Source organism: Pseudomonas sp. GW822-FHT01E03, assembly GCF_058802985.1.
In genome coordinates this window covers 1-23,928 of record NZ_JBXAOQ010000014.1, presented here as the reverse complement: position 1 = coordinate 23,928, position 23,928 = coordinate 1, and the positions used below count along the sequence as shown (strand labels likewise).

Sequence of the window (23,928 nt, the reverse complement as noted above, 5' to 3'; positions counted from 1 at the left end):
ACCACAGGGTTTGATTCACCAGTTGAACAACTCGCAGGCATTGGCCGTACTGGCCGCAGCCAATTGCTCGGGGCTGATCGCCATGATGTCGGCCAGTGCCGCGCAGATCGCGGGCAGATGCGCGGGGCTGTTGCGTTGGCCGGGGAACATGGCGGGCGCCATGTCCGGGGAGTCGGTTTCCAGCACCACAGAATCCAGCGGTAGCTCGGCGAGCACTCGGTGCATGCGCAGTGCTTGAGGCCAGGTCGCGGCGCCGCCCAGGCCGAGTTTGAAACCCAGCTTGATGTATTCCCGGGCTTCTTCCTGGCTGCCGGCAAAGGCGTGGATGATGCCGGCCCGTTTCAGGCGAAACCGTTTGAGCGTGGCAATCACCGCCGCATGGATACGCCGCACATGGATCAATGCCGGAAGAGCGAAATCCGCCGCCAATTGCAATTGCGCCTCGAACAACGCCTGCTGGCGGTCGCGGTCCAGGTTTTCGATGAAGTAGTCCAGGCCGATCTCGCCGACGGCACACAGTTGCCGATGGCCAGCCAGGCGGGTCAGCCAATCGCCGAGTTCGCTCAAGTCTTCAGGGCGATGATCGTCCAGATACACCGGGTGCAATCCGAACGCCGCATGCAGGTCGGGATCGTTTTGCACCAGCTCCCAGACCCGCTGCCAATTGGCCTGATAAACCCCCAGCACCACGATCCGCCGCACCCCTAGGGCGCGGCTTTCGGCCAGCAGCGCCTGACGGTCGGCGTCGAAGTCCGGAAAATCCAGATGGGTGTGGGTGTCGATCAGCTCCACGGTTCAGTCCTGGCGAATACGCTGCTTGAACGTGCGCGCAATGGCTTGCACACCGGGCCGGTAATCCGACTGCTCGATGGCTGCCAGGGCCAGCGCGAGGGCCTTGTCGGCAATCAGCTGGTGCTGCTGGGCCATGGCGTTGACCGGCAGCGGCAGGAAGTCCAGCAACTGAGTGTCGCCGAACGTGCCGAGGCGCAGCGGGCGGTTTTTCAGCGGGAAGTCGTGCAGCGCATCGAATACGCCTTGAAGCAGCACGTAGGATGTGGTCACCAGGGCATCGGGCAAATGGCCCAGGCGCTGCAGCAATTCTTCCATCAATTGTTTGCCGCACTCGCGGCTGAAGGATTCGCCTTCTTCAATCAGCACCTCACCGTTGAACCCGACGAGCGCCTCTTTGAAGCCGGCGCAACGTTCCTGGCTGATGCTCAGCTCCGGGCGGGCGCCGATCAGCGCGATCTGTTTGGGCAAGGGGTCGAGCAGGCTGCGGGTCAGTTGCAGGCTGGCCTCGCGGTCGTCACTGATCACCGAGCAGAAATGCTCGGGTTCCATGACCCGGTCGATGGCGATGATCGGAATGCCCTTGGCCTGCAATTGGCGATAGCTGTCGTCGCCGGGCGGCAGGCAGCTGGCAACGATCAGTGCGTCGCAGCGCCGGGCGCGGAACAACTGCAGCAATTGCCGTTCGCTGTCCGGCGCATCGTCGGAACTGGCGATCAGCAACTGATAACCCCGGGCCCGCGCACCTTGTTCCAGCAATTTGGCGATTCGCGCGTAACTGGGGTTTTCCAGATCCGGCAGAATGAACCCCAATGTGCGGGTGTGTCGGCTGCGCAATCCGGCGGCCTGTGGGTTAGGCGTGAAGCCATGTTGTTCGACGACCGCGCGCACGCGTTCGACGGTAGCGCTGCTGATGCGCTGTTGTTCGGCCTTGCCATTGATGACATAGCTGGCGGTGGTGACGGACACACCGGCCAACTGGGCGATATCACTGAGTTTCAACCCGCTGTTTCCTTGTTTTTTCGAGATTGCCTCGACATTTTCGTCAATCCTAACCGATTAAGGCAGGCGACCATTGTCGCAACGCATCCGACAAGTTGGACTTCAAGGATGGGCCAATTTCGAGTAACGTGCCAATCGATATAGATTAAACGTTTCAGCAAGCGTATTTTCTACGTTTTAGGCGCCTTTGGCCGGTTCTGCCGTGAAACCGCCAAAAGCGATGACCAAGCGCCTAAGCTGACTCATTCAAAACAATACCTGGTGCCCCAAGGCGCCAAAAAGGAGAAAGCATGCTCGAGCTCACTGTAGAGCAGATTTCGATGGGCCAGTCGGCTGTGGATAAGTCCGCAGCCCTGCAATTGCTGGCCGGGCATCTGGTCGCCGACGGCCTGGTTGCCGAGGGTTATCTCGCCGGCTTGCAGGCGCGGGAGGCTCAGGGCTCGACCTTTCTCGGTCAAGGTATTGCCATCCCCCACGGTACGCCCGAAACCCGCGACCTGGTGTTCACCACCGGTGTGCGCCTGATGCAGTTCCCCGATGGCGTGGACTGGGGCGATGGTCATATCGTTTACCTGGCGATCGGTATCGCCGCCAAATCCGATGAACATCTGCGCCTGTTGCAATTGCTCACCCGCGCCCTCGGCGAGACTGACCTGGGCCAGGCCCTGCGTCGCGCCGGCTCCGCCGAAGCCTTGCTGAAGTTGCTGCAAGGCGCGCCGCAGGAGCTGGCGCTGGATGCACAGATGATCGGCCTCGGTGTGGCGGCCGAAGATTTCGAAGAGCTGGTCTGGCGTGGTGCACGTTTGCTGCGGCAGGCCGACTGCGTGAGCAACGGTTTCTCCGCGGTGCTGCAGCAGGTTGAAGCGTTGCCCCTGGGCGATGGCCTGTGGTGGCTGCACAGCGAGCAGACGGTGAAGCGTCCGGGCCTGGCCTTCGTCACCCCGGACAGACCGTTGCGTTATCTCGGCCAGCCACTCACTGGACTGTTCTGCCTGGCCAGCCTCGGTGAGGCCCATCAAGCCCTGCTCGAACGCCTGTGCGCGTTGTTGATCGAAGGGCGTGGCCATGAGTTGGGGCGCGCCACCAGCAGCCGCAAGGTCCTCGAAGTGCTCGGTGGTGAAGTGCCCGCCGACTGGCCCAGCGCGCGAATTGCATTGGCCAACGCCCACGGCTTGCATGCGCGCCCGGCGAAAATCCTCGCGCAACTGGCAAAGAGTTTTGAAGGTGACATCCGCGTACGCATCGTCGATGGCCATGACAGTGCGGTGTCGGTAAAGAGCTTGAGCAAGTTGCTCAGCCTCGGCGCCCGTCGGGGGCAGGTCCTGGAAATCATCGCCGAACCGGGCATTGCGGCGGATGCGTTGCCGGCCTTGTTGGCCGCCATCGAAGAAGGCCTCGGGGAGGAAGTCGAACCGCTGCCGCCGGTAAGTCAGGCGCGTGAAGTCGTTGCCGATATGGCCGAAGTGGTCCTCGCCCCGTCATCTGGCAGCGTGGTTCAGGCGATTGCCGCCGCTCCGGGGATCGCCATCGGCCCGGCGCATATTCAGGTGCTGCAAACCATCGATTATCCGTTGCGCGGCGAGTCCGCCGGCATCGAGCGCGAGCGCCTCCAGCACGCCCTGGCGCAGGTACGCCGTGACATCCAGGGCCTGATCGAGCGCAGCAAGAGCAAAGCCATTCGCGAAATCTTCATTACCCACCAAGAGATGCTCGACGACCCGGAACTGACCGATGAGGTCGATACGCGCCTCAAGCAGGGCGAAAGTGCCGAGGCGGCGTGGATGGCCGTGATTGAAGCGGCGGCTCGGCAACAGGAAGCGTTGCAGGATGCCTTGCTCGCCGAGCGTGCGGCCGACTTGCGCGACATCGGGCGGCGGGTGTTGATGCAACTCAGCGGCATCGAAACCCCGAGCGAACCGGATCAACCGTACATTCTGGTGATGGACGAGGTCGGCCCGTCCGACGTCGCGCGTCTCGACCCGGCTCGCGTGGCGGGGATTCTCACCGCTCGGGGTGGTGCTACGGCGCACAGTGCGATTGTTGCCCGGGCGCTGGGTATTCCGGCCTTGGTCGGCGCCGGTCCCGGCGTGTTGCTGCTGACACCGGGTACGGCTTTGCTGCTCGATGGCCAGCGTGGTCGTCTGCATGTGGACGCTGACGCGGCGACCTTGCAGCGCGCCACGGCCGAACGCGATACCCGCGAGCAACGCTTGAAGGCGGCTGCTGAACTGCGTCATCAACCGGCATTGACCATCGATGGCCACGCCGTCGAAGTGTTCGCCAACATTGGTGAAAGCGCCGGCGTCACCGGTGCGGTGGAGCAGGGCGCCGAAGGCATTGGCCTGTTGCGCACCGAACTGATTTTCATGGCCCACCCGCAAGTGCCCGACGAGGCGACCCAGGAAGTCGAGTACCGCCGCGTCCTCGACGGTCTGGCCGGGCGGCCGCTGGTGGTGCGCACCCTCGATGTCGGTGGCGACAAACCGCTACCGTACTGGCCGATTGCGAAGGAAGAGAACCCGTTCCTCGGCGTGCGCGGCATTCGCCTGACCTTGCAGCGTCCGCAGATCATGGAAGCGCAACTGCGCGCCTTGCTGCGGGCTGCCGACAACCGGCCGTTGCGGATCATGTTCCCGATGGTGGGCAGCGTCGACGAGTGGCGCCAGGCCCGTGACATGACCGAACGCCTGCGCCAGGAAATCCCGGTCGCCGACCTGCAACTGGGGATCATGATCGAAGTGCCGTCGGCGGCATTGCTGGCGCCGGTCCTGGCCAAGGAAGTCGATTTCTTCAGCGTCGGCACCAACGACCTGACCCAGTACACCCTGGCCATCGACCGTGGCCATCCGACGCTGTCGGCCCAGGCCGATGGCTTGCATCCGGCGGTGCTGCAACTGATCGACATCACCGTGCGTGCGGCCCATGCTCACGGTAAATGGGTCGGTGTGTGCGGCGAGCTGGCGGCCGACCCGCTGGCGGTGCCGGTGCTGGTCGGCCTCGGAGTGGATGAGCTCAGCGTCGGGGCGCGCAGCATTGCCGAGGTCAAGGCGCGGATTCGCGAACTGGGCTTCACTCAGACTCAAACCCTTGCCCGACAGGCGCTGGCCGTGGGCAGTGCCAATGAAGTGCGCGCATTAGTGGAGGACTTGTAATGTCCCGGATTCTTACCTTGACCCTCAACCCGGCGCTGGACCTGACCGTCCAGTTGCCGCGCCTTGACGCCGGCCAGGTCAACCGCAGCGATGTGATGCACACCCACGCTGCGGGCAAAGGCGTGAACGTGGCACAGGTGCTGGCGGACCTCGGGCATCAACTGACCGTCAGTGGCTTTCTTGGCGAAGACAACCTGCAAGCGTTCGAAACATTGTTCGCCAAACGCGGTTTTGTCGATGCCTTCATCCGTGTTCCGGGCGAAACCCGCAGCAATATCAAACTGGCGGAAAGCGACGGCCGCATCACCGACATCAACGGGCCGGGGCCGCAGGTCAGCGAGGCGGCGCAGCAGGCCTTGATGGATCGGCTGGAGCAGATTGCTCCGGGGCACGATGCGGTGGTTGTCGCCGGAAGCTTGCCGTTGGGCGTCAGTGCGCAATGGTTGCAGGCGTTGATCTTGCGCTTGAAGAACCTGGGGCTGAATGTCGCCCTCGACACCAGCGGCGAGGCATTGCGCGCAGCGCTGAAAGCGGGGCCGTGGCTGATCAAACCCAACACTGAAGAACTGGCTGAGGTGCTGGGCTGCGAGGTCGTGTCGGTCAGTGCCCAGGCCTTGGCGGCGGAGCGTTTGCATGCCCAGGGCATCGAGCATGTGGTGATTTCCCATGGCGTCGATGGCGTGAACTGGTTCAGCGTCGGCTCGGCGCTGCATGCCACGCCACCCAGGGTCAACGTCGCCAGCACGGTGGGTGCGGGTGATTCGTTGCTGGCGGGGATGCTCCACGGTTTGCTTAGTGCCGATACGCCGGAGCAGACCTTGCGCACCGCCACGGCGATTGCCGCGATGGCAGTGACCCAGATCGGATTCGGCATTGGCGATGCAGCGCAACTGGCGCAGCTCGAACAGGGTGTGCGCGTGCGTCCCCTGACAGAACAATAAGAGGGATTGTCATGAAGTTAGCCATCGTTACGGCCTGCCCGAACGGCATGGTCACCAGTGTGCTGTGTGCCCGGCTGCTCGATGCCGCGGCCCAGCGCCAGGGCTGGAGCACCAGTGTCGAAGTCACCGATGCCGCGCATCCCGAAAAGCAACTGTCGGCGGCCACCCTCGACGCGGCTGAGTGGGTGCTGCTGGTGACCAGCGCGCCGGTGGAAATGTCGCGCTTTGTCGGCAAGCGGGTGTTCCAGAGCACCCCGGCCCAGGCCCTGCAAGACGTGGAAGCCGTGTTGCGCCGTGGAGCGCAGGACGCTCAGGTTTACGCCGCCGAAGAGGCCGTCGTCGAACCTGTGGCGGTTGTCCAGAACGCGCCGCGACTGGTGGCCGTTACCGCGTGCCCGACGGGTGTCGCTCACACGTTCATGGCCGCCGAAGCCTTGCAGCAAGCGGCCAAGCGCCTGGGCTATGAGCTGCAGGTGGAAACCCAGGGCTCGGTCGGCGCGCGCAATCCATTGAGCGCGCAAGCGATTGCCGAGGCCGATGTGGTGCTGCTGGCGGCCGATATCGAAGTCGCCACCGAGCGTTTCGCCGGCAAGAAAATCTATCGCTGTGGCACCGGCATAGCCCTCAAGCAAGCCGAAGCGACGTTGAAAAAGGCCTTGGCCGAAGGTCAACAGGAAAGCGCATCGAGCGCTGCCAAAACAACGGCCAAACAGGAGAAGACGGGCGTCTATAAACACTTGCTGACCGGCGTGTCCTTCATGTTGCCGATGGTGGTGGCCGGCGGCTTGATGATCGCCTTGTCGTTCGTGTTCGGCATCACCGCGTTCAAGGAGGAGGGCACACTGGCGGCGGCGTTGATGCAGATCGGTGGCGACAGCGCGTTCAAGCTGATGGTGCCGCTGCTGGCAGGCTATATCGCCTATTCCATCGCCGACCGTCCGGGCCTCGCGCCGGGGATGATCGGCGGACTGTTGGCGAGCACCTTGGGCGCCGGTTTCATCGGCGGGATCATTGCCGGCTTTCTTGCCGGTTATGCGGCCAGGGCGATCAACCGTTATGCGCGATTGCCGCAAAGTCTTGAGGCGCTCAAGCCGATCCTGATCATCCCGCTGCTGGCGAGTCTGTTCACCGGTCTGGTGATGATCTACGTGGTCGGCAAACCGGTCGCCGGGATGCTTGCCGGGCTCACGAATTTTCTCGACAGCATGGGCACCACCAACGCGATTCTGCTCGGTGTGTTGCTGGGCGGCATGATGTGCGTCGACCTCGGCGGGCCGATCAACAAGGCGGCCTATGCGTTTTCGGTGGGGTTGCTGGCGTCGCAGAGCTACGCGCCGATGGCGGCGACCATGGCGGCCGGTATGGTGCCGCCGATCGGCCTGGGCATCGCCACGTTCATTGCCCGACGCAAGTTCGCCCAGACCGAGCGCGAGGCCGGTAAAGCAGCGCTGGTGCTGGGGCTGTGCTTTATCTCTGAAGGGGCGATTCCTTTTGCGGCGAAAGATCCGCTACGGGTGATTCCGGCGAGCATCGCCGGCGGTGCGCTGACGGGGGCGTTGTCGATGTATTTCGGCTGCAAATTGATGGCGCCCCATGGTGGGTTGTTCGTCCTGGCGATCCCGAACGCGATCAACCATGCGCTGCTCTACCTGTTGGCGATTGTGGCGGGGAGTCTGTTGACGGCGGTGGCGTATGCGCTGGTGAAACGGCCGGAGGTGGTGGAGTTGGCGGTAGAACCCGTCACCGCCTGACACCTGACCCTGTGGGAGCGAGCTTGCTCGCGATGACGGATTCACACTCAACAAATATGTTGGCTGAACGACCGCTATCGCGAGCAAGCTCGCTCCCACAGGGATCTTCAGCGCTGGGAAGATTTGTGTCATGCCAGGGTCATAGGGTCATGCTTTAGTTTTCCTTTTCCAGGGAGAACATCATGAGCGATTTCAACCTCGGGCGCCGTCGTGTCATGCAAGCGGTCGGCGCCGGGCTGTTGTTGCCGGGGCTGGCGCCGGCGGTGATCGCTTCGGTAAAGGATCGGCCGCAACTCACCGACGGCGTACAGTCCGGCGACCTGTTGGGCGACCGGGCGATCATCTGGAGCCGCTGCGACCGCCCCGCGCGGATGGTGGTGGAGTGGGACACCCGCAGCCTGTTTCCCAACCCCCGGCGATTCGTCTCGTCCCTGGCCGATGCGCGCACCGATTTCACTGCCCGGGTCGAACTCACCGAGCTGCCCGCCGGTCAGGCGATTTTCTATCGCGTGCAGTTTGAAGACGCCCAGAGCGGTATCGCCAGCGAGCCCTGGTTCGGTCACTTGCGCAGCGTGCCGCAGACCCGCCGTGACATCCGTTTTGTCTGGAGCGGCGACACCGTCGGCCAGGGCTTCGGCATCAACCCGGACATTGGCGGCATGCGCATCTACGAAGCAATGCGCCTGCGTCTGCCAGACTTTTTTATCCACAGCGGCGACACCATTTACGCCGACGGCCCGATCCCGGCTCAGCTCACCACGGAAGGCGGCCGGGTGTGGCGCAACATCACCACCGAGGCCAAGAGCAAAGTCGCCGAGACCCTCAATGAGTATCGCGGCAACTATCGCTACAACCTGATGGACGAAAACATCCGTCGTTTCAATGCCGAGGTCCCGCAGATCTGGCAGTGGGACGACCACGAAGTGGTGAACAACTGGTCGCCGGGCAAACAGCTGGATGCGCGTTACCAGGACAAAGATATCCACAGCCTGGTGGGCCGCGCACGCCAGGCCTGGCTTGAATATGCGCCGATGCGTTTGCAGAGTGCCAATGGCGGCGGGCGGATCTATCGCAAGCTTGGTTACGGGCCGCTGCTCGATGTTTTTGTACTGGACATGCGCAGTTATCGCGGGCCCAACGATGACAATCAGGGCGCTGAAAAACCTTTCCTCGGGCGTGAGCAACTGGACTGGCTCAAGCGCGAAATGCAGGCCTCGAACGCGCAATGGAAAGTGATCGCCGCCGACATGCCCATTGGCCTCGGCGTGCCCGACGGCGAGATCAGCCCTGGTGTCGCGCGCTGGGAGGCCGTGGCCAACGGTGACCCCGGCCCGGCACAGGGGCGTGAACTGGAAATCGCAGAATTGCTCGGCTTTCTGCGGGCGCAAGAGGTGCGCAATTTCCTGTTCCTCACCGCGGATGTGCATTACTGCGCGGCCCATCATTACCATCCGGATCGGGCGGCGTTTCAGGATTTCGAACCGTTCTGGGAGTTCGTCGCCGGACCGCTGAATGCCGGTAGCTTTGGACCGAACTCGCTGGATAAAACCTTTGGTCCTGAAGTGGTGTTCGAGAAGGCGCCGCCCGCGCAGAACGTCTCGCCGTTTGCCGGGTTTCAGTTTTTTGGCGAGGTGAACATCGATGGGCAGAGCGGGGAGTTGAGCGTGGTGTTGCGGGATCTGGACGGGGTGTCTGTATTTGAGAAAAAGCTGCAGCCGGTTTGAGATGGAGATGGATACATGAACCCTTGTGGGAGCGAGCTTGCTCGCGATGGCGGTATTACATTCAACACATTGGTTGACTGATAGACCGTAATCGCGAGCAAGCTCGCTCCCACAGGGAACTCAGTGAATCAGTACACGTCGCGGCGGTAGCGGCCCTGTTCGATCAGACGCTCCACTTCGGCGCTACCCAACACTTCGTTGAGCACCTGATCCACGCCCGAAGCCATGCCTTGAAGGCTGCCGCAGATGTAGATCACCGCATCGTCCGCCAGCCACTTCTTGAGCTCGGCCGCCGATTCACGCAGGCGATCCTGTACGTAAATCTTTTCGGCCTGGTCGCGGGAAAATGCCAGGTCGAGGCGCGCCAGATCACCATTGATCAGCCACTCCTCCAGCTCCTTTCGGCACAGGTAATCGTGCTCGCGGTGGCGCTCGCCAAACAGCAGCCACTGGCGTTGCTGACCATCGGCAATCCGGGCCTTGAGCAGGCTGCGCAACCCGGCCAGGCCCGTGCCATTGCCCAGCAGGATCATCGGCACCGGTTGGGCCGGCAGATGGAAACCACTGTTGCGCCGCACGCGCAGGCTGATGGAACTGCCCACCGGCGCGTGTTCGGTCAGCCAGCCGGAACCGACACCGAGGTTGCCGTCGGCATGCACTTCCTGACGCACGATCAATTCCAGCACGCCATCGGCCGGGATCGACGCAATGGAATACTCGCGCATCGCCAGCGGCACGAGGGCCTCTGCCAACGCTTGGGCGTGCAGGCCGACCAGGTGGGCGCGGTTCTCCGGCAACTGGCGGCTGGCCAGGGCCTGTTCGAGGGTTTCTTCCAGGCCGTTGAGTTGCACCTTGGTTTCACCGTGAATCCCCATGCCATCGAGGAAGTGCTCGATGGCCCACGGGCAGTTGCGCGGCATCACTTCCACCAGGTCGCCCGCCAGCCAGCTGCTGGTGGAAGGAGGCTTGAGGCCCAACAAGTACACCGGCGAGCCACTGCTGTCCGGATTGAGCAGTTCACGATGCAGCAGGGTCCAGTTGTCGTAGCTGGGCGCTTGCCAGGTATCCACGGGGGCCTGGCCGGTCAACAGGCCCAGTTGCTGTTGCCAGTGGCGCAAGGCGTAAGGGTCACCGCTGTCGACCTCCACCGGGGCGAACAGGGTCTTTGCGCCATGTTCGCCCAACCAGGCGTGCAGGCGTTTGGCGAAACCGCAGAAGTGTTGATACTGCCGGTCGCCCAACCCCAGGACGGCGTAATTCAGGCGTCCCAGGCTCGGTGTCCGGCCCAGTACCTTGCGCTCGAAACTGCGGGCGCTGTCCGGTGCTTCGCCGTCGCCGAAGGTGCTGACGACGAACAAGGCATTGTTCGATTCATGCAAGTCCTGTTCGCTGACGTCCGCCAATGGTTGCACTTTGACCGGCAAGCCTGCGGCCTGCAATTGTCCGGCGGTTTGCCATGCCAGCTGTTCGGCAAAACCACTTTGGCTGGCGAAGCCGATCAGCCACGCCGGCGCGTCGCTGGCGGTTTGCACGAGATCTTTGCGTGCATCCTTGATCTGGCGCTTTTTGCGCCGACGATCCAGGTACAGCATCCAGCCGGTGATGAAGAACAGCGGCATGGTCAGCGAGGCGATGGTCAGGATAATGCGCCCGACGATGCCGAAGTAACTACCGACGTGCAGCGCATAGATGCTGGTCAGCAGTTGCGCCTTGAGGCTCTTGTCGCTGTAGCGATCAACCCGTTTGACCACGCCGGTGGCCGGGTCAAGGGTGATCTGGTTCAGGGCGCGGTCGTGAGGCGAAGTTTTCAGCAGGAAGTAAACGGTCGCTGGTTGGCCGGCCACGGGCGGCATGCGCACGTTATAGGAGCTCAGTTGCGGACCGGCCGCACTGTAGATGCTGCTCCACATCGCCGCGTAATCGGCCGTCGGTGCCGGACCGCTTGGCGCAGGGCCGCGTCCGCCGCGAACGCGTTCGCTCTGTGGTGAGTCGGAGAGCAACCGGGTCAGGCCTTTGTTGTACCACTCATAGGACCAGAACAACCCGGTCAGCGCCGCCAGAAGGTAAAACACCAGGCACCAGGTGCCGGCCACCGAGTGCAGGTCCCAGTTGAAGCTGCGGCCCTTTTTCTTCCAGTCCAGGGTCAGCCAGGTCCGCCAGCTTTTCCACTGGCGAGGCCAGCGCAGGTATAGGCCGGACAGGCAGAAGAACACCAGAATCAGCGTGCACGCGCCGGTGATCTGCCGCCCCGTGTCGCCCATGGCGAGGAAACGGTGCAGTTGCAGCATCAGGCCGAAAAAGCCCTGGCCGGTGGCGTCGCCGAGGAACTCGGCGGTGTACGGGTCGAAGTAGCGCATCTCGCCACGGCGTTCACCCGGCGGCGGGGTGAACCACACTTTGGCGGCGCTGCCGCTGTCCGTTTCCACCGTGAGCATCGAGACTTTTTTGCCCGATGCGGCTTCGATTCGCTCCACCAGTTCGACGGGCGGCAGCACACCGGCGACCTGTTTCTCGACCTGCAACACAGAAGGATTGAGTGTGCTCAGGATTTCATCCTGAAACGACACCGCCGCCCCGGTGATGCCCATCAGGGCCAGGACCAGCCCGGCGCTGATGCCGAAAAACCAGTGCAACTGGAACAGGGTTTTCTTCAACACGTCGCTCGCCTTGTTCGTTCAAGTTGATTCATCACGGCGCGCATTATGCCGTGGGGTTGTCGAGAAGCATTCTTTTTTACGCACAAAGGCCCCGTTCATGTGGATGAACGGGGCCGGGTCTGATTTCACCCTCTCCTGTGGGAGCGAGCTTGCTCGCGATAGCGGTGTGTCGGCCAACATAAATGTTGAATGTGGCGACGTCATCGCGAGCAAGCTCGCTCCCACAGGGATTGCAGTGTGAGTGGCAATCAGAAGTGGAAGTTGGTGCTCAGCAAGGCGGTACGACCGGCCGCCTGGTTGGCGAAGTGAGTCGAGAACGCCTTGTCGTAGTAGGTTTCGTCGGTCAGGTTCTGTACGTTCAGTTGCAGGTCGACGTTCTTGGTCAGCTTGTACGCCGCCATTGCGTCGTAACGAACGTAGGAATCGACCATGGTGGTGTTGGCGGCACTGCCGAACACGTCATCGACATAGAACGCACCGCCACCGATGGTCAGCCTTGGCGTGACCTGATAGGTCGTCCACAGGCTGGCGCTGTTTTTCGGCGTGTTAGGCAGTTCGTTGCCGTTGTTGGCTTTGTTTGCTGGCATGTCGCCGCCATCGACTTGCTCGCTGTCCATGTAGGCGTAACCGGCGAAGACCTGCCATTTGTCGGTGAGCTTGCCGGTGGCCGACAGTTCGATACCTTGAACGCGGGTTTTGCCGACGTTTTCAAACGTAGTGGTGTTGGTTTGCACACGAGCGTTTTCTTTCTCGGTGCGGAAGATGTCGGCAGTCAGGGACAAACGATCGTTCAGCAGATCCCACTTGGTACCGATTTCGTAGTTCTTGGTGGTTTCCGGCTCCATGTCGCTTTTCAGCAGGTTGCCGTTGCGATCCGGCGTGCCGCCCAGCGGGTTGCCTTCCGAGCCTTCGCCGAGGGTGTTGCCCGGTGGAGTGGCAGACGTCGCATAGGAGGCATAGATGCTGCCGTTTTCGGCTGGTTTGTACACCACACCGAACTGACCGGTAACGAACTCGCTGGTGTCATCGCCCTTGGACGTGGTCACGCTGGAACCGTTGAAGGTTTTGTAGTCGGTGTCGAAATGGTCGTAGCGCAGGCCCATGTTCACCAGCCACTGCTCGGACAACGTCAGGGTGTCGAATACATACAGTGCGTAGGTGTTGGCCTTGGTTTCGGTGCCCGCGTAGTTGCGCGAGATGGCACCGCTCCACGGATCATTCGGCGTCGGGTTGGACAGCGAGGTGCAGTTGTAACCGCTTGGCGCGCCGATCAGTGCCGGCGAGCAGTTGTTGGTTACCGCTGCCGTTCCCGGGGTGGTGTCCGTGTTGACGTTGTACGAGGATTTTTCACTTTCCTCGTGGGTGTATTCGACACCGGTGGAGAAGCTGTTCTTGAACCCGGCGATGTAGATATCACCAAACAGGTCGGTCTGGTTGGTGGTGGTCTCGGTGTTGCTCACGCGGGTGTTCGCCCGGCGCCAGACGCTGCCGTTGTTGACGTTGCCTTTACTGTCGTCCGGCTGGGTCAGGATGTAATCCTGCATGCTGCTGCCGTGACGCAGGGTGTTCTTGATGGTCAGCGAGTCGCTCAGGTCGTGCTCGATGGCGAAGGTCGCGGTGTCGGTGCGGGTCTTGCGGAAGTCGCGGTCGGTCAGACCATAGAAATTGCTGCTGTCGCCGCCGTCATTCGGCTTGTCCGGGTTGGACTTGGTGCGTCCAGCCGCGAGAGTGGTCGGGATCGAGTACGGAATGCCCGAATCCGGCGTGTCGTTGCTTTCGAGGTGGTAGTAGTCGAGGTTGACGCGAGTGTCTGTACCCAGGCCGAAAGCCAGGGACGGTGCGACACCCCAGCGGTCGTAGTCGACGCTGTCACGTCCGGCGACGTTGCTCTCATGGCTCATCAGGTTCAGACGGCCAGCGGCAGTGTCGGTGAACTGATAGTTGCCGTCCATGGTGTAGCGCTGGGTCTGGTCGGAGCCCCAGGTGAAACCACCATCGAACGAATTGCCCAGGTGAGCTTTCTTGCTGACCAGGTTGATGCTGCCGCCTGCAGCGCCACGACCGCCGATGGCAGAGTTCGGGCCTTTGCTGACTTCGATCGATTCCACGGCGAAGATCTCGCGGCTCTGGGAACCGGTATCGCGAACGCCGTCCAGGTAGGTATCGCCCTGGGCGTCAAAGCCGCGAATGAACGGACGGTCGCCCTGTGGGTTGCCGCCTTCACCGGCACCGAAGGTGATGCCTGGAATGGTGCGCAGGGCGTCCTGCATGTTCATGGCGCCCGTGTCTTTCAACACTTGTTGCGGAATGACGGTGATCGAGCGCGGTGTGTCCACCAGCGGCGCGGTGTACTTGGGCGAGGAGGCTTTCTCTACGTTGTAGGTCGTCTCGTCCTGAGCTTCGCCGGTGATGGCGGTGGCGCCCAGCGAAATCACATTGCCCGGTGCTTTTTCGTCGGCGTTTTCCGCCGCGAAAACCATGTGGCCCGCAGAGCCGGCAGTAATCGCCATGCCGATGGCCGATGCGAGCAGACGTGGTGAACTGACCGGTACTTGTGGTTGTTGACGCGACATTTGAGTTCCCCTCCCCAAGGATTTGAGGCCGCGGAATATAGGGTAAACACGTATTCGTATCAATTGCGAAACATTACTATTCGCACTGAATTTACATTCTTTACAATTTACCCTTACGGTTTCTGCTGACTCATTCGTCAGATGTGTTTTACACAGGCAATAAGAATCAATACCATTGGCATCCCTTTGGTTTTAGGTGCCTTTGTCATGCTGCTGCACATTCCCGGCCTGTTTGAAAAAGACGAGGTGCAGCGCATTCGCGAGGCTCTGGAGCAAGCCGATTGGGCCGATGGCAAGATCACCGCCGGCTACCAGTCGGCGAAGGCCAAACACAATTTGCAGTTGCCGGAAGGTCACCCGCTGGCCAAGGAGATCGGCGCGGCGATGCTGGAGCGGCTGTGGAAAAATCCGCTGTTCATGTCAGCAGCGTTACCGCACAAAGTCTTCCCTCCGTTAGTGAACTGTTACACCGCCGGTGGCAGTTTCGATTTCCATATCGACAACGCGGTGCGTCAGCCAAAAGGCAGCATCGAGCGGGTGCGAACGGATTTGTCCGCCACGCTGTTCTTCAGCGAGCCGGAGGATTACGACGGCGGCGAGCTGGAGATCCAGGACACCTTCGGCACCCAACGGGTGAAGCTGCCTGCCGGCGACATGGTGCTGTATCCCGGCACCAGTCTGCACAAGGTCAATGCGGTGACACGCGGAGCGCGGCTCGCCTCGTTTTTCTGGACGCAAAGCCTGGTGCGTGAAGACAGCCAGCGCGCCCTGTTGTTCGAGATGGACGGGGCAATCCAGCAACTGACCCGCGATGTGCCCGATCATCCATCGCTGATCCGCCTGACCGGGACGTATCACAACCTGCTGCGTCGCTGGGTCGAGGTGTAAGTGGCGGATTTTCGTTTACGCCGCGAGGAAATGCTCGACGGTGAGCGCCTGCGCGCGATGCTCGACGAAAGTCCGGCCCGTGCTGCCCAGGCCATCCTGATTGCCGCACGAGAAGGAGAGGTCGAAGCCCAGGCCTTGCTCGGGCAGATCCTGCTCGACGGCCAGGGGATCGCGCAGGACCAACCGCTGGCGCTGAGCTGGTTCGGCATCGCAGCGCGCCAGGGGCACCTCATGGCGCGCAACATGCTCGGTCGTTGCCATGAGCATGGTTGGGGCTGTGCTGCCGATGCCTCGCTAGCGGCCAGGCATTACCGACTTGCGGCCACTGCAGGGCTGGATTGGGCGATGTACAACTACGCCAATCTGCTGGCGACCGGTCGCGGGGTGATTGAGGATCAGCTTCAAGCACTGAGTCTCTATCGCCGTGCGGCTGAGTTGGGTCATGCAAAATCGATGAATCTGTTGGGGCGGTATCTGGAAGAAGGGCGGGTCTGTCCTGTGAATCCGGCAGCGGCTCGTAACTGGTATCGACGTTCGGCCGAAGGCGGGGATTTTCGCGGGCAGTTCAGCTTTGCAGCGGTCTTGACCGACGAAGGGAATATCGAGGATGCGCTGGTCTGGCTGCGCAAGGCGTTGGCTGGTGGCAACCTGAATTTTCTGCGAGTGGCGAGTCAGGCATTGTCAGCCGCCAATGATCCACAGATTCAGGCGATGGCTGTGGATTACAAACAACGTGCCGAACAGCTCGAAACCCTGTAGGAGCGAGTTTGCTCGCGATGGTGGACAACGATAACGCGTGCTGTCTGAGTACACGCGGTGCTCTGAAATCCATCGCGAGCAAGCTCGCTCCCACAGAGGGTGGCGTAAATGAAAAAGCCCATGACAGGTCATGGGCTTTTTGTTTTCTACGCAGTATTTACACGTAGAACGACTTCAGCGGCGGGAAGCCATTGAACTCGACGGCGCTGTAACTGGTGGTGTACGCACCGGTCGACAGCCAGTACAGGCGATCACCGATGGCCAGGTTCAGCGGCAGGCCGTACTTGTAGTTTTCGTACATGATGTCGGCGCTGTCGCAGGTTGGACCGGCGATGACCACTTCTTCCATTTCGCCTTTTTTCTCGGTCCAGATCGGGAACTTGATGGCTTCGTCCATGGTTTCGATCAGGCCGGAGAACTTGCCCACATCCGTGTACACCCAACGCTCTACTGCGGTACGGGATTTACGTGCAACCAGTACCACTTCGCTAACCAGGATGCCGGCGTTGGCGATCAGCGAGCGGCCTGGCTCCAGGATGATTTCCGGCAAGTCATCACCGAAGTCTTCCTTCAGGAAGCGGATGATTTCCTCGGCGTAGGTTTCCAGGCTGTTGGTGCGGGTGATGTAGTTGGCCGGGAAGCCACCACCCATGTTGATCAGCTTCAGGTGGATGCCGTCTTCTTCCTTCAGGCGTTCGAAGATCACTTTGACCTTGGCGATCGCCGCGTCCCAGACGCTGATGTCGCGCTGCTGCGAGCCGACGTGGAAGGAGATGCCGTAAGGCACCAGGCCCAGGTCGCGGGCGAGGATCAGCAGGTCCATGGCCATGTCGGTCTGGCAGCCGAATTTGCGCGACAACGGCCAGTCGGCGGTGGTCGAGCCTTCGGTCAGGATACGCACGTAGACTTTCGAGCCCGGTGCGGCCTTGGCGATGTTGCGCAGGTCGGCTTCGGAGTCGGTGGCGAACAGGCGCACGCCCTTCTCGTAGAAGTAGCGGATGTCCTTGGATTTCTTGATGGTGTTGCCGTAGCTGATCTGGTCGGCGCTGACGCCGCGACCAAGCACTTTGTCCAGCTCGTAGATCGAGGCGATGTCGAAGCTCGAGCCTTTCTCTTTGAGCAGGTCGATGATCTCGACGGCCGGGTTGGCCTTGACCGCGTAGTAGACCTTGGCGAATTCGAAACCGGCGCGCAGGTCGTCATAGGCCTGGCTGATCATCGCGGTGTCGATCACCACGAACGGGGTTTCCTGTTTGTCGGCGAACGCCTTCATTTTCTGAAAGGTTTCACGCGCGAAATAGTCTTCGACCTGGATCGACATACCTGGGAGCTCCTAAAGGCAAACGTTGTTAATCAATGGGTGCAAATGAACGTCCTCCGTATCCCCACTTTGGTTCGCCTACTTCCCAAGGCATGTCGCCGAAAGCAAAAAGGCCATGGGAAGTGCAGCTTTCCCTTGGCCTTGCTGTCTCGTCGTCAGTACTTGAGCCGGATGGATCGTTTCCAGCATGGACGTTCGGCGCGAACTTTAGGGCGTGAGGGGCTTGAGATCAACAAAAAATGTCGCGTTTTTGCACTCTTCTGACGCGCGTTGCAGGCATTACTCTTTGTAACCGACACAGATGACAGTCGGATGTTCCCGAGGATTTATGGAGTGTTAAAAATACCTGCACGTTCGACGCTTTTGTGTGCAAAGTCGCTAGTAACTACGATAGCGTCAACATCGGCGACGTTGGCCGCGAAAAGGTAGGCTGATAGGGGATTTGAGTATTCAGGAGCGTGTTTTCGGATAGCTTTTACAGACGCTACTGTTGATATTTTTTTCCGGCCTGCGAATCACTGGAAAATCGCATCGAACCTGTGGGAGCGAGCTTGCTCGCGATGACATTTTCACAGCCAGCATCGTGGTCGTCTGAAATGACGCCATCGCGAGCAAGCTCACTCCCACAGGTTTTGTATTTTTACCGGGTAATGTCAGCTATCAGGCGACCACTGCCTCAGCTGGCGAGACGATATTGGTCTTCATCCCCCGCGAACGTCCGGAACTCAGGTACGCCGCAATCGACTCCTGTGTGACCTCGCCAAGGAACACCCGCTCGGCATCCATCACCGGCAACCACGCCCGATTGAACTCGTACATGCGCGACAGCAGGATGCGCAAATGTTCGTCGTACGCCGCCGTGGCGTTGAACTCGCGTTGGTACTGCGCGCAGGTGCCGGCCTGACGGTGCAAGTCGCGACGTCGTACATAACCCAGGGCTTTATTCTCGGCACAAGTGACCACCACATAGCGTCGGTCATGCTCGTCCATCAATTCCAGAGCTTCGGCCACCGGGGTATGCGGGCTGACGGAAGGCGCGTTGTCCGCCGCATCTTCGGCTTTCACCAGCAGCAGGCGTTTCAGTGTGCTGTCCTGGCCGACGAAGTTGCTGACAAACTCATCCGCCGGATGCGCGAGCAAAGTGTCCGGGTGATCGATTTGCAGCAGCTTGCCGGCGCGGAAAATCGCGATCTTGTCGCCGAGCTTGATCGCCTCGTCGATGTCGTGGCTGACCATGATCACGGTCTTGTTCAGCGCCCGCTGCATTTCGAAGAACTCGTTCTGGATCATCTCGCGGTTGATCGGGTCGACTGCCCCGAACGGCTCGTCCATTAATAGCAGTGGTGCATCGGCGGCCAGTGCGCGAATCACGCCGATCCGCTGTTGCTGGCCACCGGACAATTCGCGGGGATAGCGATGCAGATATTGCTTGGGTTCAAGTTTGATCATGCTCATCAACTCGCGGGCGCGGTCGTGGCATTTCTGCTTGTCCCAGCCGAGCAGTTTCGGCACCACGACGATGTTCTCCTCGATGGTCATGTTCGGGAACAAACCGATTTGCTGGATGACGTAGCCGATGTTGCGGCGCAGCGTCACTTCGTCGAGGCCCGTGGTGTCTTCACCGTTGATCAGGATCTTGCCCGAGGTCGGTTTGATCAGGCGGTTGATCATTTTGAGCGTGGTGCTTTTGCCGCAACCCGATGGCCCGAGGAACACGCAGATTTCGCCTTCATTGACGGTCAGGCTCACCGAGTCCACGGCTTTCACGTCTTTGCCGTTGCTTTGGAAGGTCTTGCTGAGGTTTTGAAGTTCGATCATTTCAGGAGTCCTTTTGGAGTCAGCGAACGTTGCAGCACTTGCAGGATCAGGTCGGCGATGATCGCCAGCACACTGACCAGTACAGCGCCGACAATCAGCATCGACATGTCGCTGCGGCTGATGGCAGCGAGGATGAGTACGCCCAGGCCACCGGCGCCGATGGTCGCGGCGATGGTCATGACGCCGATGTTCATGACCACGGCAGTGCGCACACCAGCGAGGATCACCGGCACGGCAATAGGTAATTCGACCATGCGCAGGCGCTGACCGAAGGTCATGCCGATGCCGCGCGCGGCTTCACGGATGCCCGGTTCGACGTTGGTCAGGGCCAGGTAGGTGTTACGCATGATCGGCAGCAGCGAATACAGAAACACCGCGGTGATGGCCGGCATCGGGCCCAGGCCCTGACCGAACTTGGAGTAGAACGGCAGCAGCAGGCCAAACAGGGCAATCGACGGCACGGTCAGCAGCACCGTGGCGCTGGCTTGCAAAGGCCCGGCGAGGCTCGGGAAGCGTGTCATCAGGATGCCCAGCGGCACGCCAACCACAATCGCCAGGGTCACGGCGATGCCGACCAGGGTGATGTGTTGCCCGGTCAGCTGTATCACCTGCTGCCAGTCGAGGTGGGAAAAGGCGTTGAGAAATTCCATGGCTTTTCCTCCTTATTTGATTGGATGCTGGCGCAGGAAATCTGCGGCAACGGACGAAGGGCTTTGGTGATCGACATCGACCCGCGCATTGAGCTCGCGCATGGTGTTGTCGTCGAACAGCTCAGCCAGAGGCTTGAGTTGTTCGGCCAATTGCGGATGAGCATCGAGGTAGGCCTGACGCACCACCGGTGCGGCGGTGTAGTCGGGGAAGTAATGCTTGTCGTCTTCCAGCAGTTTCAGCTTGAAGGCGTTGAGGCGACCGTCGGTGGTGTAGACCAGACCGGCAAACACCTGGCCGTTGCGCAGGGCGGTATAAACCAGACCGGCATCCATCTGGCGGATGTTCTTGCGGCTCAGGTTCATGTCGTAGAGCTTGACCATGCCATCAAGGCCGTCCGAGCGGTTGGCGAACTCGGTATCCAGCGCCACCAGATTGTTGGTCTCGGCTTCCTTGCGCAGCACCGAGTTCAGCTCGCTGATGGTATTGATCTGCGGGTATTGGTCGGCAACGTTTTTCGGCAGTGCCAAGGCATAGGTGTTGCTGAATTTCGACGGTGTCAGCCAGACCAGGCCTTTTTTCGCGTCGAGTTCTTTTACTCGTAAGTAGGACTGTTCGCTGTCGAGTTTTTCAGTGACATGGTTGTAGGCCACCAGCGAAACGCCGGTGTATTCCCAGAGCATGTCCAGTTGGCCACTTTCATGGGCGCTGCGGGCCAGATTGCTGCCCAGGCCGCCGGTCACCTGCACCTCGTAACCCTTGGTGCGCAGGTACTGCGAGGTGATTTCCGCCAGCAGGGTCTGTTCGGTGAACACCCGGGCGCCGATGCGGATCAACGGTTTTTCCGTGGCTTGGGCAAATCCTGCGAACAGCAGGACGCAGCCTAGTAAAAAGCTTGAAGTTTTCATGACGATTCCTTTGCCGAGGCTTAAGACGGGCGCAAGCCGCGTTCGAGCCAGAGGCGGCTGGCGAGTGTCACCAGGCCGTCGAGCAACAAGGCCAGCAGGGCGGTACAGGCCGCGCCGAGCAGCAATTGCGGCTGATTGTTCAGGGCGATGCCGGGGAAGATCAGGCTGCCGAGACTGTTGGCGCCGATCAGGAACGCCAGCGGCGCCGTCCCGACATTGATCGCCAATGCCACACGCACGCCACCGATGATGATCGGCACCGCGTTGGGCAATTCGACTTTCCACAGCACCTGGCGCGGGGTCATGCCGATGCCGACGGCGGCTTCCTTGAGCGAACCCTGAACGTTTTTCAGGCCTTCGTAGGTGTTGCGCACGATGGGCAGCAAAGAGGCGAGGAACAGGGCGAAGATGGCAGGACCGTTGCCGATGCCGAGGATGCCCAAGGCGATGGCCAGGACGGCCAGGGGCGGAATGGTGTTGCCAATGTTGAAGAACTGCATGAAGCGTTCGGCACGGCCGATCATGGACGGGCGGCTGAGGAGGATGCCGGCAGGAATGCCCACGACAAGGGCGGCCAGCATGGAAGCGAGGACGAGAACCAGATGAGCTTGCAGGTAAAACAACAAATCGTCGCGGTAGTGTTCGATCGTGTTGATGCCGATCCATTGGATCAGCAGGGCCAGAAGGGCGAATACCAGCGCGCCTCCTATCAGCCCTTTGCCATAGTGGATAGCCACAGGCGGACTCCTTTTTTCAGTCGGCGAACACTTTCTCGTGTGGCAACGCCATTCCTGGCTGCCGAAAAAATGATCGCGATAAGCAGCTCATGCCGAGCGCGTTCCCCTGTAGGAGCGAGCCTGCTCGCGAAGAAAATCCAGACAACGCGTACATTCAGGTAGCCCGCGTTATCGTTGATGTCCATCGCGAGCAGGCTCGCTCCTACAGGGGGTAGGCGCACGGCAATCGAGCCATGAGCACAGCCTCGTCAGGCCGAATTGCAGGTGTTTCAGGCCCCCGACGAGTGGTCGTAACGGGGGAGTGGACGTCTCCGTGCTTTAAAAGGTTCCCATCTGCGCAAGCATTTGGCCACCCCAAATGTGCTCAACGGTTCGGTTCTTGGATCAACTTGGGCTATAATCTGCGCCCTTTTTTGAATCACCTGCCAGGCGATTTCCCATGACCAAACAGGCCGCCGAAGTCGCGAAACGCCGCACTTTCGCCATTATTTCCCACCCCGATGCCGGTAAGACCACCATCACCGAGAAGCTCCTGCTGATGGGCAAGGCGATTGCGGTAGCCGGTACGGTGAAATCTCGTAAATCCGATCGCCATGCCACCTCCGACTGGATGGAAATGGAAAAGCAGCGGGGTATCTCCATTACCACGTCGGTCATGCAGTTCCCGTATCGCGAACACATGATCAACCTGCTCGACACCCCGGGCCACGAAGACTTCTCCGAAGATACCTATCGCACCCTGACGGCGGTGGACTCGGCGTTGATGGTTCTCGACGGCGGTAAAGGTGTAGAGCCTCGGACCATCGCCCTGATGGACGTCTGCCGTCTGCGTGACACGCCGATCGTCAGCTTCATCAACAAACTCGACCGTGACATCCGCGACCCGATCGAACTGCTCGACGAAATCGAAGCCGTCCTCAAGATCAAGGCTGCGCCGATCACCTGGCCGATTGGTTGCTACCGTGACTTCAAAGGCGTGTATCACCTCGCCGATGACTACATCATCGTGTACACCGCCGGTCACGGCCACGAACGCACCGAAACCAGGATCATCGAAAAGCTCGACTCCGATGAAGCCCGCGCCCACCTGGGTGACGAGTACGAGCGTTTCATCGAGCAGCTGGAACTGGTGCAGGGCGCCTGCCACGAGTTCAACCAGCAGGAGTTCCTCGACGGTCAACTGACTCCGGTGTTCTTCGGTACGGCACTGGGCAACTTCGGTGTCGACCACGTCCTCGACGCCGTCGTTGATTGGGCGCCGCGCCCACTGGCACGCGTGGCCAACGAGCGCACCGTGGAGCCGGTGGAAGAGAAGTTCTCGGGTTTCATCTTCAAGATCCAGGCGAACATGGACCCGAAGCACCGCGACCGCATCGCCTTCATGCGTATCTGCTCGGGCAAGTACGAAAAAGGCATGAAGATGCGCCACGTGCGCACCGGTAAGGACGTGCGGATCGGCGACGCGCTGACCTTCTTCTCCTCCGAGCGTGAGCAACTGGAAGAGGCGTTTGCCGGCGACATCATCGGCCTGCACAACCACGGCACCATCCAGATCGGCGACACCTTCAGCGAAGGCGAAGTCCTGGGTTTCACCGGCATTCCACACTTCGCCCCGGAACTGTTCCGTCGCGTACGCCTGAAAGATCCGCTGAAATCCAAGCAACTGCGCCAGGGCCTGCAGCAACTGGCCGAAGAAGGCGCGACCCAGGTGTTCTTCCCGGAACGCAGCAACGACATCATCCTCGGCGCCGTCGGTGTGCTGCAGTTCGATGTGGTCGCCAGCCGTTTGAAAGAGGAATACAAGGTCGAGTGCTCCTACGAGCCGATCACTGTTTACTCTGCGCGCTGGATCGAATGCAGCGACAAGAAGAAGCTTGAGGAATTCTCCAACAAGGCTGTGGAAAACCTGGCGCTGGACGGCGGTGGTCACCTGACCTACCTCGCACCGACGCGGGTCAACCTGGCCCTGATGGAAGAGCGCTGGCCGGACGTGAAATTCCGTGCGACCCGTGAGCATCATTAAGCGCTGAGTTGCGAAATCCCAAAACCCCGTTGCGAAAGCTGCGGGGTTTTTTATTGCCTGGCGCAATTCCCTGTAGGAGCGAGCCTGTTCGCGATGAATCCAGCCGCGCTGCGTTTATCCAGACAGAGCGCATCATCGTTAGCCTCCATCGCGAGCAGGCTGAACTGGCCTAATAATTCCGGACACCTCTTAAGGGCGATATGATTTCGCCAACTTGGAGGTTCCATGAACGAAAGA

General features: G+C 60.7%; 16 protein-coding genes and 1 pseudogene. 7 read left to right on the top strand and 10 right to left on the bottom strand.

Translation table 11 applies throughout. From position 1 onward, the window contains the following. Window positions 1–15: 15 nt before the first annotated feature. Both AC1RP7_RS24070 and cra read right to left on the bottom strand, forming a co-directional pair. A complete protein-coding gene (locus tag AC1RP7_RS24070) occupies window positions 16–792 on the bottom strand; it encodes a TatD family hydrolase (protein WP_493182924.1) in 777 nt (258 codons plus the stop codon). 3 nt (window positions 793–795) lie between these two features. Continuing rightward, window positions 796–1,791 (bottom strand): catabolite repressor/activator, encoded by a 996-nt coding sequence (gene cra / locus AC1RP7_RS24065; protein WP_150812831.1) that lies wholly within the window; start codon window positions 1,789–1,791, stop codon window positions 796–798. A gap of 290 nt (window positions 1,792–2,081) precedes the next feature. Between cra and ptsP the strand changes: the two genes are divergently transcribed. The 4 genes from ptsP to AC1RP7_RS24045 all read left to right on the top strand — a co-directional run bounded on the left by ptsP (window position 2,082) and on the right by AC1RP7_RS24045 (window position 9,359). Continuing rightward, a complete protein-coding gene (gene ptsP / locus AC1RP7_RS24060; RefSeq protein ID WP_493182922.1) occupies window positions 2,082–4,943 on the top strand; it encodes a phosphoenolpyruvate--protein phosphotransferase in 2,862 nt (953 codons plus the stop codon). After that, the gene (pfkB, locus tag AC1RP7_RS24055; RefSeq protein ID WP_154861572.1) at window positions 4,943–5,884 is read left to right on the top strand and encodes a 1-phosphofructokinase; all 942 of its coding nucleotides are present in this window, start codon (window positions 4,943–4,945) and stop codon (window positions 5,882–5,884) included. Before ptsP ends, pfkB begins: the two co-directional genes overlap by 1 nt. An 11-nt stretch (window positions 5,885–5,895) precedes the next feature. After that, window positions 5,896–7,635 (top strand): PTS fructose-like transporter subunit IIB, encoded by a 1,740-nt coding sequence (locus AC1RP7_RS24050; RefSeq protein ID WP_218494896.1) that lies wholly within the window; start codon window positions 5,896–5,898, stop codon window positions 7,633–7,635. Between the two features lie 182 nt (window positions 7,636–7,817). Next, the gene (locus AC1RP7_RS24045) at window positions 7,818–9,359 is read left to right on the top strand and encodes an alkaline phosphatase D family protein (RefSeq protein WP_429520789.1); all 1,542 of its coding nucleotides are present in this window, start codon (window positions 7,818–7,820) and stop codon (window positions 9,357–9,359) included. Between the two features lie 128 nt (window positions 9,360–9,487). Here AC1RP7_RS24045 and AC1RP7_RS24040 read toward each other — a convergent pair whose 3' ends face one another. Then, window positions 9,488–12,016 carry a PepSY domain-containing protein gene (locus AC1RP7_RS24040; protein WP_493182919.1) on the bottom strand — a complete coding sequence of 843 codons (2,529 nt, stop codon included), beginning with the start codon at window positions 12,014–12,016 and terminating at the stop codon, window positions 9,488–9,490. A gap of 248 nt (window positions 12,017–12,264) precedes the next feature. Beyond that, on the bottom strand, window positions 12,265–14,589 hold the full coding sequence (locus AC1RP7_RS24035; protein ID WP_493182917.1) for a TonB-dependent receptor: 2,325 nt from the start codon (window positions 14,587–14,589) through the stop codon (window positions 12,265–12,267). A 207-nt stretch (window positions 14,590–14,796) separates the two neighbouring features. On the opposite strand from AC1RP7_RS24035, the gene AC1RP7_RS24030 reads away from it, so the two are divergent. Then, window positions 14,797–15,477, top strand: a complete 681-nt coding sequence (locus AC1RP7_RS24030) for a Fe2+-dependent dioxygenase (RefSeq protein ID WP_090453057.1) — start codon at window positions 14,797–14,799, stop codon at window positions 15,475–15,477. Between the two features lie 30 nt (window positions 15,478–15,507). Continuing rightward, window positions 15,508–16,236 carry a tetratricopeptide repeat protein gene (locus AC1RP7_RS24025; RefSeq protein ID WP_493182991.1) on the top strand — a complete coding sequence of 243 codons (729 nt, stop codon included), beginning with the start codon at window positions 15,508–15,510 and terminating at the stop codon, window positions 16,234–16,236. Between the two features lie 157 nt (window positions 16,237–16,393). On the opposite strand, the gene AC1RP7_RS24020 is transcribed toward AC1RP7_RS24025, so the two are convergent. From AC1RP7_RS24020 to AC1RP7_RS24000, 5 genes are all read right to left on the bottom strand, one after another. Beyond that, window positions 16,394–17,557: a type III PLP-dependent enzyme gene (locus AC1RP7_RS24020; protein WP_056728269.1), complete on the bottom strand. Its 1,164-nt coding sequence runs from the start codon at window positions 17,555–17,557 to the stop codon at window positions 16,394–16,396. Window positions 17,558–18,217: 660 nt separating this feature from the next. After that, window positions 18,218–19,375: an osmoprotectant ABC transporter ATP-binding protein OsmV gene (locus tag AC1RP7_RS24015; RefSeq protein WP_057716457.1), complete on the bottom strand. Its 1,158-nt coding sequence runs from the start codon at window positions 19,373–19,375 to the stop codon at window positions 18,218–18,220. After that, complete coding sequence (locus AC1RP7_RS24010) at window positions 19,372–20,025, bottom strand: ABC transporter permease (RefSeq protein ID WP_057716456.1); 654 nt, start codon at window positions 20,023–20,025, stop codon at window positions 19,372–19,374. The genes AC1RP7_RS24015 and AC1RP7_RS24010 overlap by 4 nt, the downstream gene beginning before the upstream one ends. 12 nt (window positions 20,026–20,037) lie before the next feature. Then, on the bottom strand, window positions 20,038–20,931 hold the full coding sequence (locus tag AC1RP7_RS24005) for a glycine betaine ABC transporter substrate-binding protein (RefSeq protein ID WP_218494902.1): 894 nt from the start codon (window positions 20,929–20,931) through the stop codon (window positions 20,038–20,040). Window positions 20,932–20,951: 20 nt separating this feature from the next. Continuing rightward, complete coding sequence (locus AC1RP7_RS24000) at window positions 20,952–21,668, bottom strand: ABC transporter permease (protein WP_493182914.1); 717 nt, start codon at window positions 21,666–21,668, stop codon at window positions 20,952–20,954. 439 nt (window positions 21,669–22,107) lie between these two features. On the opposite strand from AC1RP7_RS24000, the gene AC1RP7_RS23995 reads away from it, so the two are divergent. Beyond that, the gene (locus AC1RP7_RS23995; RefSeq protein ID WP_057716453.1) at window positions 22,108–23,691 is read left to right on the top strand and encodes a peptide chain release factor 3; all 1,584 of its coding nucleotides are present in this window, start codon (window positions 22,108–22,110) and stop codon (window positions 23,689–23,691) included. Window positions 23,692–23,741: 50 nt separating this feature from the next. Here the strand turns inward: AC1RP7_RS23995 and AC1RP7_RS23990 are convergent. Continuing rightward, window positions 23,742–23,928 (bottom strand): annotated as a pseudogene (locus AC1RP7_RS23990) (hypothetical protein); the annotation flags it as partial.

Coding starts and splice junctions, on each gene's coding strand:
- ptsP (WP_493182922.1), top strand. CDS start 2,082: ATGCTCGAGCTCACTGTAGAGCAGATTTCGATGGGCCAGTCGGCTGTG.
- AC1RP7_RS24050 (WP_218494896.1), top strand. CDS start 5,896: ATGAAGTTAGCCATCGTTACGGCCTGCCCGAACGGCATGGTCACCAGT.
- AC1RP7_RS24045 (WP_429520789.1), top strand. CDS start 7,818: ATGAGCGATTTCAACCTCGGGCGCCGTCGTGTCATGCAAGCGGTCGGC.
- AC1RP7_RS23995 (WP_057716453.1), top strand. CDS start 22,108: ATGACCAAACAGGCCGCCGAAGTCGCGAAACGCCGCACTTTCGCCATT.
- AC1RP7_RS24015 (WP_057716457.1), bottom strand. CDS start 19,375: ATGATCGAACTTCAAAACCTCAGCAAGACCTTCCAAAGCAACGGCAAA.
- AC1RP7_RS24030 (WP_090453057.1), top strand. CDS start 14,797: ATGCTGCTGCACATTCCCGGCCTGTTTGAAAAAGACGAGGTGCAGCGC.
- AC1RP7_RS24005 (WP_218494902.1), bottom strand. CDS start 20,931: ATGAAAACTTCAAGCTTTTTACTAGGCTGCGTCCTGCTGTTCGCAGGA.
- AC1RP7_RS24035 (WP_493182917.1), bottom strand. CDS start 14,589: ATGTCGCGTCAACAACCACAAGTACCGGTCAGTTCACCACGTCTGCTC.
- pfkB (WP_154861572.1), top strand. CDS start 4,943: ATGTCCCGGATTCTTACCTTGACCCTCAACCCGGCGCTGGACCTGACC.
- AC1RP7_RS24020 (WP_056728269.1), bottom strand. CDS start 17,557: ATGTCGATCCAGGTCGAAGACTATTTCGCGCGTGAAACCTTTCAGAAA.
- AC1RP7_RS24025 (WP_493182991.1), top strand. CDS start 15,508: ATGCTCGACGGTGAGCGCCTGCGCGCGATGCTCGACGAAAGTCCGGCC.
- AC1RP7_RS24010 (WP_057716456.1), bottom strand. CDS start 20,025: ATGGAATTTCTCAACGCCTTTTCCCACCTCGACTGGCAGCAGGTGATA.